The 16371-nt window shown below is 55.2% G+C and carries 9 protein-coding genes; all 9 read left to right on the forward strand.

Going from position 1 to position 16371, the window contains the following annotated elements; genetic code table 11:
* Positions 1-1923 (forward strand): response regulator (locus H6F43_RS17905; RefSeq protein WP_190344071.1); only part of this gene is annotated, 1923 nt, incomplete at its 5' end.
* Complete coding sequence (locus tag H6F43_RS17910; RefSeq protein ID WP_190344072.1) at positions 1916-2305, forward strand: response regulator; 390 nt, start codon at positions 1916-1918, stop codon at positions 2303-2305. The genes H6F43_RS17905 and H6F43_RS17910, both read left to right, overlap by 8 nt.
* A gap of 142 nt (positions 2306-2447) precedes the next feature.
* Entirely contained in the window at positions 2448-4307 is a 1860-nt protein-coding gene (locus H6F43_RS17915; protein WP_190344073.1) for a CHASE4 domain-containing protein, read from the forward strand.
* 280 nt (positions 4308-4587) lie between these two features.
* Complete coding sequence (locus H6F43_RS17920; protein WP_190344074.1) at positions 4588-5316, forward strand: pentapeptide repeat-containing protein; 729 nt, start codon at positions 4588-4590, stop codon at positions 5314-5316.
* A 526-nt stretch (positions 5317-5842) separates the two neighbouring features.
* Positions 5843-7153 carry a carbohydrate porin gene (locus tag H6F43_RS17925; protein WP_190344075.1) on the forward strand — a complete coding sequence of 437 codons (1311 nt, stop codon included), beginning with the start codon at positions 5843-5845 and terminating at the stop codon, positions 7151-7153.
* Positions 7150-9423, forward strand: a complete 2274-nt coding sequence (locus tag H6F43_RS17930; RefSeq protein ID WP_190344076.1) for a tetratricopeptide repeat protein — start codon at positions 7150-7152, stop codon at positions 9421-9423. The genes H6F43_RS17925 and H6F43_RS17930 overlap by 4 nt, the downstream gene beginning before the upstream one ends.
* 1 nt (position 9424) lies before the next feature.
* Positions 9425-11752 (forward strand): cellulose biosynthesis cyclic di-GMP-binding regulatory protein BcsB, encoded by a 2328-nt coding sequence (locus H6F43_RS17935; RefSeq protein ID WP_190344077.1) that lies wholly within the window; start codon positions 9425-9427, stop codon positions 11750-11752.
* A 136-nt stretch (positions 11753-11888) separates the two neighbouring features.
* Complete coding sequence (gene bcsA / locus H6F43_RS17940; protein WP_347272434.1) at positions 11889-14435, forward strand: UDP-forming cellulose synthase catalytic subunit; 2547 nt, start codon at positions 11889-11891, stop codon at positions 14433-14435.
* Between the two features lie 858 nt (positions 14436-15293).
* Positions 15294-16349: a response regulator gene (locus H6F43_RS17945; RefSeq protein WP_190344078.1), complete on the forward strand. Its 1056-nt coding sequence runs from the start codon at positions 15294-15296 to the stop codon at positions 16347-16349.
* Positions 16350-16371: the final 22 nt, after the last annotated feature.

The raw sequence follows: 16371 nt of genomic DNA on the forward strand, positions 1-16371 counted from the left end.
CTCAGCGCCAATCCTGCTCTTGCAAGAATTTACGGCTATGACTCTCCGGGTGAGTTGATCGCCTCTCTTTCCCACCAGATCGACCACGAGCTTTACGTTGATCCCGATCGCCGTTCCGAATTTATTAGCTTGATGCACGCCCACGATGCTGTTATCGACTTTGAATCTCGCATCTATCGGCGCGACGGCAGCATCATTTGGATTTCGGAGAACGCTCGCCTTGTGCGCGATCGCACCGGAGTGCCCGTCTACTACGAAGGAATCGTGAAGGATATTAGCGATCGCAAGCGAGCTGCCGAGGAATTGTTCCATGCTAAAGAAGCCGCCGAGCACGCCAACCGCGCGAAAAGCCAGTTTCTCGCCAACATGAGCCACGAACTCAGAACCCCGCTTAATGCCATCATTGGCTACAGCGAAATGCTTCAGGAAGATGCCGAAGACGGCGGCTACACCGACATTGTGCCCGATCTGAAAAAAATCTACGGCGCAGGCAAACACCTCCTGGATTTGATCAACGACATTCTCGATATTTCCAAAATCGAGGCGGGCAAGATGGACCTCTACTTGGAAACCTTTAGCATTTCCTCTCTGATCAGTGAGGTCCAGTGCACCACGCAACCGCTAGTCGAAAAAAATGGTAACCGCTTGACTGTGCACGTCTCTGAGGGTCTAGACACGATGCACGCCGACTTAACCAAAGTGCGCCAAGTCTTACTCAATCTGCTCAGCAACGCCAGCAAGTTCACCGAGAAGGGAAAGATTACTCTGATCGTAGAAAAGGAGATTCAGAACTCAACCCTCCTTCAAGCGTCAGGTTTTCCCCAGACCTCACCCTGCGTGCTCTTTAGAGTCACAGACACCGGAATTGGCATGACGCCGGAGCAAACCGAAAAACTGTTTCAACCGTTTATGCAGGCAGATGCGTCTACGACGCGCAAGTACGGCGGTACTGGATTGGGACTGGCAATTAGCCGTCGGTTCTGCCAGATGATGGGCGGCGATATTCGGGTTGTCAGTGAGGTTGGCGTAGGGTCTACGTTTACGATGTGCTTGCCGATCGAGGTTCCGGAAACGATCGTGTTGGACACGCCAATTGACACCCCAAAGTTAACCAAGACGATTTCGCTGCCTGCCGCTCCAACTGCGACCGTGCTTGTAATCGACGACGATGCCAGCGTGCGAGATTTAATGATGCGCTACCTCAGCAAAGAGGGATTTCGCGTCGAGACGGCATCCAGTGGAGAGGAAGGACTGCATCTGGCAAGAAGTCTGCGCCCGGACGCCATCACGCTGGATGTCATGATGCCCCGCATGGATGGCTGGGCGGTGCTGACCCAGCTGAAGGCAGAACCCGATTTGGCAATGATTCCTGTCATCGTACTGACGATGGTAGACAACAAGAATTACGGGTTCACGCTGGGCGCATCCGACTACCTGACCAAGCCGATCGACTACAAGCGACTGGTGACGTTGCTCGGTAAGTACCGTCCAAAAGACGCGCCGCCAGAGCGGGTAGAAGCGCACGTTCTCATTGTGGAAGACGACTTACAAACCCGCGAAATGTTCTACCGGATTCTGGCAAAAGAAGGCTGGACTGTCAGCGCGGCTGAAAACGGTCGCGTTGCCCTAGCGGCATTGGACGAAACCACGCCTGACCTGATTCTGCTGGACCTGATGATGCCACACATGGACGGGTTTCAGTTCATTACGGAGCTGCGGCGGCAGTCTCGCTTTCGCCACATTCCTGTGGTCGTAATTACCGCGATCGACCTGACGCCCGCCGATCGCTTACGGCTCAACGGCTACGTTGAGCAAGTTTTACAGAAAGGCAAGTTCAGTCGCGATGTCTTGCTGCGAGAAGTGCGCGATCTCGTATTTTCCTGTATCCAACCGCATGTAAAGTCGGAGGACCCTCATGGCTAAAATCTTGCTCGTGGAAGACAACGAAATGAATCGAGACATGCTCTCGCGGCGTTTAGAGCGCAAAGGGCATGAGATTCTAATTGCTGTGGATGGCGAACAAGGCGTAACACTGGCAGGTTCAGAACATCCCGATCTGATTCTGATGGATATGAGTCTGCCAGTTATTGACGGTTGGGAAGCAACTCGCCGCCTCAAAGCTCGATCGGACACCCAAACGATTCCAGTGATTGCCCTGACTGCCCACGCAATGGCAGGCGATCGCGACAAGTGCCTAGAAGCAGGCTGCGACGACTACGACACAAAACCGATCGATCTGGCGCGGCTGCTCAGCAAGATCGAGGCGCTTCTGAGCAACAAAATTCAGACGATGACGAATTGTTAGCACGGTGAGCCAATCCTGCCGTTGGTCTGCAGCAGAAAAATCTCCTGGAATTTGCTTCTAGCTCCAATTGGCACAGCGACAGGGTGTACGAGATCGAGAGTTTGGACGACGTATGGTACAGAATTCTAAGCAAGGTCATTCGATGTCTCTGCGGAGACGCACCCTGTTGGTCATCAGCCTGACGCTGGTGGGGTTAAATGCGGCTCTGTACAGCATTTCCTCTGCGCTGCTGAGGGGAAGCTCTCTGCAAGCCGAAGAGCAAGACACACGGCAAACGATGAAGAGTGTGCTGAGTGCGGTTTCGCAAAATTTGCACCAGTTCAACACACGTTTTGCAGATTGGTCTGCCTGGGATGATGCCTATACGTTTGTGCAAAATCGCAACGCTGACTTTATCCGATCGAACTTAAATGACACCTCATTGGTGAATCTCCGCGTCAATCTGATCGTGTTCATGAATCTGAAGGGTCAGGTGGTCTTTGGCACCGGATTTGATTTGAACCAAAAACGAAAAGTACCTGTTCCAACCGCGTTGAAACCCCGGTTGATCACCCGCGATCGCCTGCTGCAACATTCCACCTCAGACAGCAGCATTGCAGGCATTGTGCACCTACCAGACGGACCCATGCTAATCGCGTCTCGTCCGATCGTCACTAGCGAAGGTAGAGGTCCGATTCGCGGCACGCTGATTGTGGGTCGCTACCTGAATCAAGCAGAACTGTATCGCCTGTCCACATTTATTCAGGCGCCGTTTACGATCCACGCAATCAGCGCGTCGGTGCCTTCCATGGAGACGCTGCCGCAAATCTCGCAGCAGCCATCTATCTGGATGCAGCCGTTGAACGATCACACGATCGCTGGCTACGCCCTGATCAAGGACGTGTACGACAATCCGGCGCTGCTGCTGCGAACCGAGGCTCCCCGCACACTTTACCAGCAGGGACAGGTGGGCATCCGCTATCTTACCTGGGCAATCCTGGTGGTGGGATTTGTGTTCGGAGTGGTGACGTTGCTTCTACTGGAGCGGTTGGTGCTCTCTCGTCTATCCTTTTTAAGTCGCGAGGTTCAGCAGATTGGCATCGATCGCGACCTATCAGAGCGCGTCACGGTGCAGGGATACGATGAACTCTCGGATGTCGCGACAAACCTGAATGGCATGTTAGATACGCTAGAGCAGTACCAGCGGGAGCGGGAACAGGTGGCGATCGATTTGCAAGCCGCCAAAGATGGGGCTGAGCGTGCTAATCAAGCAAAAAGTCAGTTTCTCGCCAATATGAGCCACGAACTGCGGACGCCGCTCAACGCCATTATTGGCTACAGCGAGTTGCTGCAAGAGGACGCGATCGACCTCGGACAAAACCAGTTTCTACCAGACCTACAGCAGATTCACCAAGCAGGAAACCACCTGCTGGGGCTAATTAATGACGTATTGGACCTGTCTAAAATTGAGGCAGGCAAGATGAAGCTAGATCTGCAATCCCTCGAAGTGCTGCCGCTAGTTCAAGACGTTGTCTGCAAAATCCGACCCCTTGTCGAAAAAAATCACAATATCCTGATCGTGAATTGCCCAGACACCCTGGGTTCTCTACACGCCGATTTAACCAAAGTGCGCCAAGTCTTACTCAACCTGCTCAGCAACGCTAGCAAGTTCACTGAAAAAGGAACGATTAGTCTGACTGTGGACAAGCAAGAAATTCAAAATCCAGAATTCGAAATTCAAAATTCAGAATCTCAGTCCTCCTCTCCCTACCTTCGCTTCACCGTCACCGACACAGGAATTGGTATGACGCCAGCGCAAGCTGAAAGGCTATTTCAGCCGTTTATGCAGGCGGATGCGTCCACGACGCGCAAGTATGGTGGCACCGGATTGGGACTGGCGATCGCGCAACGATTTTGTCAAATGATGGGCGGTGAAATTACGGTTAAGAGTCAGCCTCAGGTGGGAACAACGTTTACCGTGTGCCTACCTGTGCACGTTCCAACGGACACGCACCAAGACTGAGAAACCACTTATAACAATTCGTAATTCGTAATTCGTAATTGCAGAAGCGGGAGTCCGCCTAGGTTCTAGTGGTTTGAGCGGTAGCTGGAATTTAGAGAACTGGGATAACTTCGGCTAGAGAGGCGATCGTGGCTTTAACCGAAGCCCCTGACAGATAGTGCCGAAGTGAAGGAAAAACAGCCATAAGGTAGACCTGTTTGCTTGTGATACGGATTGAGTGCAGCTAGCTTGGATACAGAAATAAGCCTTGCACAAGAACTGCCCTTTTACATCTAGACGCATGTTACGCAACATTCTTTTGGTCACCGGAACGTTGTTAGCTGCCTCCGTCGCAGCCGCCGTTTGGTTTAAGCAGGAGTTGAGCCGCTCCACTCCGTCGACGGCGACCGAAATCACGAATCCATCGCCCGTCGTTACTCCATTTACTAAGGTGGCAAAGGGGGCATTAAAGCGCGTCAGTCGTGAGCAGCTATTGCAAACCAAAACCTGCATCGAGTGCGATTTACACGGTTTGGATCTCAGCAATCTGGATTTGAATAAAGCAAACCTGAGTCGATCGGACCTGTCTGGTGCAAACCTCAGCCGCACGAAACTCACCAACGCAACCCTGAGCGGAGCGCAGCTAACCGGAGCAAACCTGCAGCATACCGACTCGCAGGGTGCAGACTTCCGCAATGTCGATTTAAGCGGAGCCAATCTGAGTCACGCCCAGCATCTCAACATCAATTTAACGCAGGCGAATTTGAGCAATACGCTCCTCGTAAAAACCGAGCTACGCGACGCCAATTTCAAGCAGGCACGCATCGATCGCGCTAACCTGCAAGATGCTAGTCTGTATGGCACTATTTTCATTGAGGCAAAACTAATTAACACCAACCTCAATGGAGCCGATTTGCGCTACGCCAATCTTCACAAAGCACGCCTGAGCGGAACAGATTTAAGCAATACGCGATTAGATTGGGCAATTATGCCCGATGGCACCAGCTATCAAGGAACAACGCCTTACTAATTTCTTTGCGATCGATCTTGCTGAGCGCGGGTGGCAAGCGTTCCCAAGGGTATCTGAATTGAGCATCGTGCTTTAAAGATACCAGTAGGCTGAACGCTGGAGTGGTACACGGCGAAGCGCGTCTACTACTCAGATATTCAGACGGCTTGATTGGCTTAGGTTCTTCTACAGGTAACGCTGCAACTAGCGTTACAAAGGCACTCAGAAGCGAGGCGCCAAAAGTTACAAATATAGTTTGGTACAGACAGGGGCGGCTGATTGATTCTCGCAACCTTCACTATATCTTCTGACTTTTCAGCATGGGCTTTACACAATTGTTACTCAACTATACGGATAATACTGGGTGACTCAACTAAATAGTTGAAGGATTTACGCGGCTAGGACGGTTTTGCCCCCTAGCCCAATTTTTGGGAAAGTGGTCCAGGGTTTCTTGCTATCAAGAAATCTGAGTGACATCCGCGTAACGTCCTGATCTGAGGGGGTGCAAATACCAATGCCTACAGGGTCCCCATCAGGTCTATGAGACATGACTTTCAAGAGTATCCCCAACCCGGACTGTGCAACGCCAATTTCGTTTAAGTCTGTTTGTTTACGTCATCGCTGGTTATTTACGGTTTCAGCAAGCGCAGTTGCGCTATTAAGTCATTCCTTTTTTTTAAGCGCGGCGGCTGTTGACGCAGACGCTGAGGCAAATCGTTCGATCTCGCCGGTTCTTCTAACCGACGTTATCGCTGAATTTAAGCCGAACACGCAGAAATCCCAAGCGCCAACCCTGGCAACGCCGATCGATCTGGCACAAATCGACGCGGGTCCTCGACCCAACTCCCCTGACATCCGCCGCCAAGGCAGCGAGGTGCTAGGCAAACCCTCTGTGCAGCTACAGGGCGTGTATCGGCTAGAAGGTGACGACTCCTCGGCACGCGGACGAGCCATTGCTACCTATCCTGTCACCCCGGATCTGCTGTTTGGTGCGGTCGTCGATTTGACCACGGGCAACGCCTTTTCTGACACGCCCGAGGGTGGGTTAAGCCTGACGGAGCTTTACGTAGCGGCGTCGCCGTCTGCGGTTCCGAATGTGCGCGTGGTGGCGGGGCTAATGGACTTGACCTCGTATTTCGATCGCAACAGCTTCGCTAAAGATGGAGCCAGCCATTTTTTCAATCTGGCATTTCAGACCAATCCGGCTCTGAGCGCGGCGGGGCTATCGTCGCGTCCCGGTGTGCTGCTGAACTGGAGCGTGACGGACAATTTGGAGGTAAAAGCCGCCACGTTTTCGTCGTCGCGCCGCTTGGGTGACTTTTCGTTTGATAGCGTCGCGGCAGAAATTGGCTGGCGTGCTGGAACAGCGATCGTTCGCGGTACCTACCTGTCCTCGCGCGATGCCGGACAGGAAACCGGATTTCGCGAAATCTTTGACATTCCCCGCTTTGGCGACTTCGGACCGCAGCGGCGCGATCGAGAAGAAGCATACGGCGTCAACGCCGAACTGTTTATTCCTCAACTGAATATGGGGCTGTTTGGGCGTTACGGACGCTACAACAATACGACGCTGGGCGCGGGTGGCGACACCTACAGCGTTGGATTGAGTTTTCTGGATTTGTTCCAGCGTGACGATCGCTTAGGACTAGCCTATGGGCGGCAGCTATCTGACAACGACCTGCGACGGCTAAGCGATGACGATCGTCGCCCCGACGTGCTGGAACTGTACTACGACTTTCGCATTTCGCCCGCGCTGCGTGCCGCTGTGACGCTACAGGAGCGCAACGAGTTTAGCGAAACCGTGTTGGGATTCCGCATTAAAACCGAGTTTGATGTCACCCGGAGGCTGCTGCGATGAAGAACTGGAAACGGGTCACGAGCTTACTGCCGATCAGCTTACTGCCGATTAGCCTACTGTCGATCGTGCTGCTAGGTGGGCTAACGCCTGCGATCGCCCAGACGGCGACTCAGGGCTACACGCTGCTGAATCGAGGCTGGGTTAACGACGCGATCTCCGCGTTCCAGCAGGCGCTTCGTGCCAACCCCCAGTCGCTAGAGGCGCGGCTGGGTCTAGCGATCGCTTACCAGCGAGCAGGACGCGACAGCGATGCCTGGAGCACCTATCAGCAAGTGCTGCGCCAAGATCCCACGAATCGAAGCGCACTGCAAGCGGTAGGTCTACTCGGCAGCTACCGTTCAGAGTGGCAGCCAACCGGGATTGCGGCACTGACGACGCTGTTGCAGCAGACGCCCAATGATTCCAGCGTTCGCGCTCAGCGGGCGCTGCTGTATGGCTACCAGGGACGGTTTACGGAGGCGATCGCCGATTACGATCGCGTGCTGGCAGCGAATCCGACTCCTGACACGGTGCTACAAGCCGCGCAAATTTACACCTACAGCGGCGACTATTCACGAGCGCTGACCTTGTTCGAGCGCTATCGAGCAACAGGACGACCGCAATCGGACAGCGGCACGATCGCCTATGCGCTAGCGCTGCGAGAAACGGGCAAGCCCGACCAAGCCGTACAGCTTTTGGAACGGCGGTTGAACCCAAAGCAGCCCCAGGTAGAGATTCAGACGGCTCTGGCGGTTGCCTACTACGCGGTGAACCGACCCACCGACGCTGACGCCCTGCTCGCCACGTTGCGGCGCAATCCAAACGCGACCCTGCCGCTGGCTCGATCGCTCAGCACGATCGGGCGGCAGTTCCGGCAGGCTGATCGCTACCGTGAGGCGATCGACCTGTACCGTCGCGTGCTGCAACAGACGCCCAATCCCTCACCCGGATTGGTTGTAGAGGTGGCAGACGTGATGAGCGAAGTGGCGGAAACGCGATCGGAGGCGTTGAGCCTGTATCAGCGCGCCATCCAGCAGCAGCCCAACGACGAGGGCTTGAAATTCAAGCAGCTTGTCGTACAGCGCCAGCTAGGGCAGATTAGCCGTACCGACTTTGTGCAGCAGCTTCAGGCGCGGCTGCAACCGTTGCCAACAGATCGATCGCAGCGTCAGCGATTGGCACAAGCGCTCGTCAGCCTCGATCCGCCGGAGCCATCCCTGCTGCCCGTGTATCGAGACCTGTTGCAATCGGGAGTAGACGCACCGTTTCTGAATTTCCGCGTGGCTCAAATTCAGGTGCAGCAGGGCGAGTATGCCGCCGCCCGATCGACCCTAGCGGCTTATCAGAAAACGACGATCGGGGCGCGGGACTCGGCAACGGACTTGCTGCTGGCAGACCTCGATCGCCGCGAAGGCAAGCTCGACGCCAGCGCTCAGCGGTATGAGGCAATCATCGCGGGCAATTTCCCGGACGCTGCTCAACGTGGAGCACTGCGGGGGTTGGCAGGCGTGCGGCAGCTTCAGGGGCGATCGGGCGATGCGCTGCAACTGTACGATCAGCTTTTGAGCCGCAACCCTGAGGATGGAGCCGCGCGACTGGGCAGAACCTACTTGGCGTACCGAGTCAAGCAGGTGTCGCAGACCGACGCCGAAGCGGTGCTGAACCAATGGCTACAAACGCAGTCGGTTAGCGATGCGCCGCCGGAGTTGTTTAGTCTGGTGGGCGCGCTGCCTGCCGATCCACAGCGCGAAGAGCTGTACGCGCGACTGCTGGCGATCGACCCAGACAATCTGGCAATCGAACGCCGCCGTCTGAACGTGCTGGCGCTGCGCGACCCCGATCGAGCACGATCGCAGGCAGAGGAGCTAGTGCGGCGCAATCCGTCGAATCCCGATGTCTACTTTGTGCAGGGGGAACTGGCGCAGCAGCTCCGCGACTTCACGCTGGCAAGTCAGGCATACGAGGCGATCGTGCAGCGCCAGCCCAACAATCCCGATGCGCTGGCGGCCCTGGGCGGTATCCGGTTTGAGCAAAAGCGCTACCAGGAAGCCATCGCTCTCTACGAGCGTGTCGTTTCGCTGCGCCCCAACGATTGGGATGCGCGCCGCATTCTGGCAGAACTCAGCTTGGCGCAGGATCAGCCGTTTACTGCCTTGCAGCAGTTCCGGCAGCTTCGTCAGCAACAAGCCACCACCAATGAATCTGACCCCACGATCGCCAACCGCATTGAGCGGTTAGAGGTCGATCGTCTAAAACGACGCGGGTTCCAACCGTCTTGGGAGCGCTACTAACATGCCACATCGTCATCTCGCTCGTTCGCGATTCGCTGCCATTCTCGTTGTCAGCAGCCTGATTATTTCCTTGGGGGCACACGCCCAAACTGGGGACTTTACCCCCGTACCACCCGCCAAGCGCTCGATCGCCTCGCCCGTCAAACCTCAAACTGCCTCACCCCAGCCCGGTGCGCCGATGCCAACCGTGAATCCGCTAGCGGCAGGTCAGTACGTGCTGGAGTTTAGCCGCAGCCCGATCGTCGGACACCGTCTGCGCTTGCAGGGCATTTACGACGAGGCGCGGCTCCAATTTACCCGTCCGCACGACTGGCAAGCAAAATCCGCCAAAATTATGCTGCGGTATCGTCATTCGCCCGCGCTCTATGCGACGCGATCGAACCTAACCGTGCTGGTCAACGGTGCCAGCGTCGGCAGTCTGCCGCTGAACCGCAAGCAAGGCGAATTAGGCACCGCCGTGTATGACATCCCGCCCCGGATTCTGCAAGACTACAACGAAGTGCTGGTGACGGCGCTGCAAAACAACTCGCCCACCTGCACCCAAGATCCGTTCGATCCGTCGCTGTGGACCGAGATTCTGCCCGACTCCAAGCTGACCTTTGACGTGCAGCCGCAGCCGATCGGTCTGGATTTTAGCCGCTATCCCTATCCGGTGTTCGACACGTTGAGCTTGGAGCCGAATCGCATCGCCTACCGACTGCCAGAGCAGGTGGATGAAGCGTGGCTAACGACGGCGGCGCGGCTGCAAACCTCACTGGGACGGCTGGCGCAGTATCGCCCGATGGATACGCGCCTGCTGAAATCGGGCGATGCGCTTCAGCCAACCGAGCGACTGGTGATTATCGGCACGCCTAAGAATCAGCCCGCTCTGGCATCGCTGAATTTGCCGCTGCCGCTGAAGGACAACCAGATCCGCGACGAAAAGCAGCAGCCGCTGCCGCCGGATGTGGGCGTGCTGATGCTGACGACCAGCGCAGACGGAGATAACTTGGTGCTTGTCGCTACAGGAAACGGTCCGGAGGGCGTCGCCAAAGCCGTGCAGTTTTTGGCGCAGGCGCGCGATCGTCAAATTGGCACCGGACGCGCGATCGTGGTCAAACAGGTAGACCCCGTACCGACGCCGCCTGTCCGTGAGTGGCTAGCCTACCTGCCGACCACCGACACGTTCCAGCTCAAAGACCTGCGCGACTACAATAACCAGCCGTTGGCGGATGTGACGCTACGCGGTGCCGATGCCCCGATCGCCGAGTTTGACTTCCGGGCACTGCCGGACGATCGATTCGAGTCCGGCAACCAAATGGAGCTGAACTACAGCTACAGCGCTCAGGTGAATCCGCTCACGTCGCTGGTGGAAGTGCAGCTAGACGGCATTCCAGTCACCAGTAAGCGATTGGATAAGGAGCAGGGCGCCCTGCGCGAAACGCTGCAAATTCCGCTGCCCGAACAGCGAATTAAGCCGTTCTCGAAGCTACAGGTGCGGTTTCAGCTTGACCCGCGTGAGCGTCGATCGTGCAACCGCGCTACCGACCAGCAGCTTTGGGCAACCGTCCACGCGGACACTCGGTTTAATCTGAAGCGGCAAACTGGAGCGCAAGTGCCTAACCTGCGCCTGCTTCAGGCGGGTTATCCATTTGCTGCACCGCAAGACTTGTCGCGGACGGCGATCGCCGTTCCCGAAAAGCCTTCGTCAGCAGATCTGCTGCTGATGCTGGAGTTTGCAGAGCGGATGGGGCGAGTCAGCCGCGCCGATTCTGTAAAGCTGGACGTGTATCGCGCCAACCAACTGCCCGAAGCCGTTCGCAAACAGCAGCATTTAGTGGCGATCGGCACCCAAGCCAAATTTCCCCTGCCGCAGGCGTTCCAGTCCGAAGGCGGCTTTTCGCTGCAAGACTTGTTCTCGCGGCGGCGTGACCAAGGCGAGATCCAGCCGCTTCCAGACGGACAGGGCGTGGTGAAGGAAATCGTCTCACCGTGGAATCCCGATCGCGTCCTGCTGACCCTCAGCGCCCAAACCGACGAGGGACTGGCTCAGGTGCGCGATCTGCTTCAGCGCGACGATCTGTTTTTTCAACTGCGCGAAGACACGGTGTTGGTGAAGGCAAACACACCGAATCCGTCCGCGTATGACCCGCAGGCGTACACGCTGGAGTTCTTGCAGCAAGCCCGTCGCACCCGCGAACTTAGCGAAGCCAGCCTCCCCGAGCAAGTCTTCAACTGGCTACGAGTCAGTTGGCTAACGCTGGCTCCCGCCATGACGATCGCGGCGCTGCTGCTCTACGGCGTGTTTCAGACCTACCTCAAGCGGGTCGCACGCTACAGCAAGAAGTGAGGAAATTCCGGGTTCCGAATTTTTTCACTTGCCTACGAACGACTTATTAACCGCTAAATCAATGACTCCCCAACTCTGGACCGTTCGATCGCGCAAATGGCTGGATCAAGCCATGGCTCGAATAATAGACATCACGATGTGGCTTGTAGACCAGCTACCCGAGCAGGCAGATTGGCTGCTGCAAGGGTTGGGTCGGCGACAGTTGCTCGTGCTGATGGGTGCGGTGCTGTGGATGTGCGTACCGCTGGTGACGACACGACTGGCAATTTGGGAGCAGGCGGTCGTCGCCATGATTCTGATTGGGCTGGGGCTGCTGGTCCTGCGGGCGGAGGAGAAGCTAGAAGACTCGCGCATCAGTGAGTACCTGCATTTGTTTTTGATCAGCCTGAGTGTGCTAACGACGCTGCGCTACTTCTACTACCGCACGCAGTACACGCTGAATTTCGACGGCTGGCAAGACACGATCTTTTGTGTGCTGCTGTATGTGGCAGAGCTGTACGCGATCGGGACGCTGCTGCTTGCCTACTTCCAGACCTTGAAGCTGAAGGAGCGCCAGCCCGTTGATTTATCTAGCATTCCGCAAGAGCAATGGTTCAGCGTTGATATCTACATCCCGACCTACAACGAAGATGTAGAAATCGTCCGCAAGACGACGCTCGCGGCGCTCGCAATCAACTACCCCGCGGACAAAAAGCAGGTGTACATTCTGGACGATGGGCGGGCAGAGAAGTACCGCGATCGGCGCGAACAACTGCGGCAGATGTGCGAAGAACTCGGCTGCACGATGCTGACGCGGGACAATAACGACCACGCCAAAGCCGGAAACATCAACACAGCGCTGAAGAGAACGCACGGAGATCTCGTGCTGATTCTGGACTGTGACCACATTCCCAGTCGAGGATTTCTTCACAACACAGTTGGATTTTTCTTCCACTCGAAAGTGGCGCTGGTGCAGACGCCGCACTGGTTCTACAATCCCGACCCGTTTGAGCGCAACTTGCTCACTGGAGGGCAGGTACCTGTGAGCAACGAACTGTTCTACAAAGTGCTTCAGAAAGGCAACGACTACTGGAACTCAGCATTCTTCTGTGGTTCGGCAGCCGTAATCCGACGCGACTACGTGTTAGAAATTGGCGGCATTGCCACAGAAACGGTCACAGAAGATTGCCACACGTCTCTGCGGCTACACGCCCTCGGTTACGAAACCGTCTACTACGACAAGATCATGGTGGCGGGACTGGCACCCGAAAAATTCTCGTCCTATGTGGGGCAGCAGGTGCGCTGGGCGCGAGGCATGGCGCAAATCTTGCGTCTAGAAAATCCCCTGTTCAATCGCAAGCTGAAGCTGCGGATGTCGCAGCGGCTGTGCTATTTCAGCGCCACGTTCCATTTCTTCTTCGGCTTTCCCCGATTGATGTATCTGCTGGCACCGATGCTGTATCTGCTGCTGGGGATTAACTCGGTCAAAGGGTTGGGACTGGAGACGCTGTTCTATGCGCTGCCTCACATTGCGCTGTCGATGCAAACCAATCACATCCCTTACCGCAGCGTCCGCTTTTCGTTCTGGAACGAGATTTACGAGTTTGCGCTGTCGTTTCAGGCAGGCATTGTGACGATCATGGCGCTGGTGAATCCCAAGCTGGGCACGTTCAACGTCACCGACAAAGGGTTGACTGTGACGAAGCGCAGCTTTGATCTCAGCAGTATCCGCTACCTGCTGATTTTGGGTGTGCTGACGGCTGCATCGCTGCTGGTCGTTCCCTTTTGGCTGGTGCTGAGTCCATTGGATTCTCAAGCGGTGCTGATTAATGCGCTGTGGTGTGTGTTCAATCTAGTGCTGGTGGCGGCGGCGTGTCTGGTTGCTTTGGAGCAGCCACAGCTACGCAAGTCACACCGGCTGCCGCGCCAACTGACCGCGATCGTCCATAGCCACGACCAATCTTGGAGCGGCATGACGCAAAACATCAGTGAAACGGGGGCGCAAATTGTACTGGACGTGTGGCCCAACGTGCCGGATGAGGTGCGCGTTGAGCTGATTGGTGACTTCGGCGCACGCGCACTGCTAGACGCCCGCATTGTGCGCGGCACGGCTACCGACAGGCTGCAAACGTTGCTAGCAGTCCACTTTGTGAATCCCAGCCGCACGCAGCTAGACGATCTGGTTCTGGTCCTCTACTCCGATGTGGACGAGTGGTATTCGCAGAAGCGATCGACCAAAGACGACCCGATCGCCTCGCTGAAATTTATTGCAGCCAGCCTTCAGCGGGCGTTTCAGGAGTTTACGCCTGAAATCGGCGTTAAGGTGCGAAAGCAGGTGCAGGCAGTGGCGCAACTGCACTGGGACGGCTGGGCGGGACAGTATTATCCAGCAACGGTGACAGAGCTGGGCGTGCGAGATTTGCGGCTAGAGCTACAGCACACCCTGTTTCTGGATCTCGATGAGCTGGAGCAGACCCAGCCACTGATCGGACTCTTGATTGCTAAAACTGATGACGATCCTCAGCCAGAGAGTTTGGTTGCTCGGGTGCAGCGAGTAGAACCTCTCGTCAGCGTTGCTCCAAGCGCCAACTCTAACGGATCGAACTTGGCACAGCGCGTTGCTGTAGAGCTGAGCTTTCCAGAGTCGATGCACCGGCAGCAGCAAGGCAAGATTAAACGTCTGCTGCGATCGCTGAACTCTTAAGTGCCGATCGTCGGATTCAAATCGCCCTCGGTTTTTGTGAGTTAATGGCGTTTGTTAGCAGAACAAAATTCCTTTCTCCGGACGCTTTTTGACCCATTTAAAAGTGGCTTGAGCCACTTTTAAATGGGTTGCATGAAAAGTAGACTAATTTATTTAAAAATGTCTAAAATTTACAGTGGCGATGCGATCGTTATCTCAGCATCGTTAATCAAAAAGGTTTTGATTTTGCTAGTATCATTGAGCACATTTGCTCATAGCTTTTTTAGCTTTAGTGCACCAATTCAACTTCACATCTCCAGCGTTTTACCTGTCCCTTAAGCACGAGCGTGCGGTGCCCTTCAGAACGCTGGAAATCAAGCTTTATCTAGCTTCGTTGAATAGTCTTTATCAGCGATTTACCGTGTGCGGGGCGATTTGCCTACTCTGCATCGCTAAAATTGCTGCGCCGGAAGCTACTGAGAAATTATTAATGATTCCGGGTTTCTACCTGAATAAAAGCTCTGCTAATTTTTATAGCGCTGCCACTTTAACTTGCGGTTACGTATTAATCCTTATAAAAGGAATTTTAATGCAATTTCGACCCTAAATCATTTAGCTTCACCTACTCCTTACTTTCACAAGTATTCGGTGAATTCCGGATTGTTGGCACGGTTTGGAACAGCATCAGCTCGCAAAATAAGTCAGAACGAGTAAGCGCTGTACGCATTTCTTCTATCGCCATCTTTCTACCTCGATCGCAACATAGCAGCTAAAAGGCTGAATCCTTCTGGTGCCTCTACTGTCCGCTCCAATGGATGCAATTTATCCAAACGCAATTGCATCATCTCAGTCATCCCTACCTGAACCAGAAACGATCCCATGAGCACCATTCCTATGGTTAGCCACCGCCCCTTTCAGAGCCTCCACCCGCTGAGCTTGTTGGCACAGTTGATTAGTCGCCACGCGAGTGGCTGCTTGAATGTGACCAGCGGATCAACCACCTGGGTAATTTACCTAGACGAAGGCAAATTGACGTACGCATCGAGTTCAACCGATCCGTTTGAACGGCTCGATCGCCATCTACGTCAGCTTAGTCGGCAAGTTCCAGGGCTTGTGAGTGCCGTTCGAGTTCAGGTGCGCTTGCTATTTGAAACGAGTGCCGAAAATTGCTTAGCAACCAGCGCTGATCATCAAGCGATTCGCTGGCTAGTTGGGCAGCAGTATTTGAATGTGCCGCAAGCGACCCTGCTAATCGAGGAATTAGCCAAGGAAGTCATTGAAAACTTTCTAGCCATCAACGAAGGCAGCTACGAAATCGTTGAGAAGCGAGAATTTGAAGACTACCCCCGCTTGTGCCAGCTAGACCTGCGCCCGATCGTCGAGCACTGCCAAACGCAACTGCGGCGACGCCAAAACGGCAAAACGCCACTGACCCAGCGCCCAGATTTGCTAGGTTCGCGATCGACCCCGCAGCCCGAATCGGCTCCGTATAAGGCCTCTAACGACTACAGCGTGTCCACCGCCAACTCGAAGGAGTTTCGTCGGACGCCCGCAGAACCGTCAGTCAAGCACCGCTACACGATCGCCTGCATTGACGACAGCCCCACGATTTTGCAGGCAATCAACGCCTTCCTCGACGACACCAGCTTTGCGGTACTGATGATCAACGATCCAGTCAAAGCGCTGATGCAGGTGGTTCGTAGCAAGCCCGATTTGATTCTGCTCGATGTTGGCATGCCGAACCTCGACGGCTACGAGCTATGTTCGCTGCTGCGACGGCACCCGAACTTCAAACACACGCCAATCATCATGGTGACGGGACACACGGGATTCATCGATCGAGCCAAGGCAAAGCTAGCTGGCGCATCGGGCTACCTGACCAAGCCGTTTACCCAATCTGAACTCCTGAAGATGGTGTTTAAGCACTTGACCTAGCCAGCCGCTACTAGCGATTAGC

The sequence above is a fragment of the Leptolyngbya sp. FACHB-36 genome (genome assembly GCF_014695955.1).
Lineage (GTDB): Bacteria > Cyanobacteriota > Cyanobacteriia > Leptolyngbyales > Leptolyngbyaceae > FACHB-36.

Coding starts and splice junctions, on each gene's coding strand:
- H6F43_RS17925 (WP_190344075.1), top strand. CDS start 5,843: ATGACTTTCAAGAGTATCCCCAACCCGGACTGTGCAACGCCAATTTCG.
- H6F43_RS17920 (WP_190344074.1), top strand. CDS start 4,588: ATGTTACGCAACATTCTTTTGGTCACCGGAACGTTGTTAGCTGCCTCC.
- H6F43_RS17915 (WP_190344073.1), top strand. CDS start 2,448: ATGTCTCTGCGGAGACGCACCCTGTTGGTCATCAGCCTGACGCTGGTG.
- H6F43_RS17935 (WP_190344077.1), top strand. CDS start 9,425: ATGCCACATCGTCATCTCGCTCGTTCGCGATTCGCTGCCATTCTCGTT.
- H6F43_RS17945 (WP_190344078.1), top strand. CDS start 15,294: ATGAGCACCATTCCTATGGTTAGCCACCGCCCCTTTCAGAGCCTCCAC.
- H6F43_RS17930 (WP_190344076.1), top strand. CDS start 7,150: ATGAAGAACTGGAAACGGGTCACGAGCTTACTGCCGATCAGCTTACTG.
- bcsA (WP_347272434.1), top strand. CDS start 11,889: ATGTGGCTTGTAGACCAGCTACCCGAGCAGGCAGATTGGCTGCTGCAA.
- H6F43_RS17910 (WP_190344072.1), top strand. CDS start 1,916: ATGGCTAAAATCTTGCTCGTGGAAGACAACGAAATGAATCGAGACATG.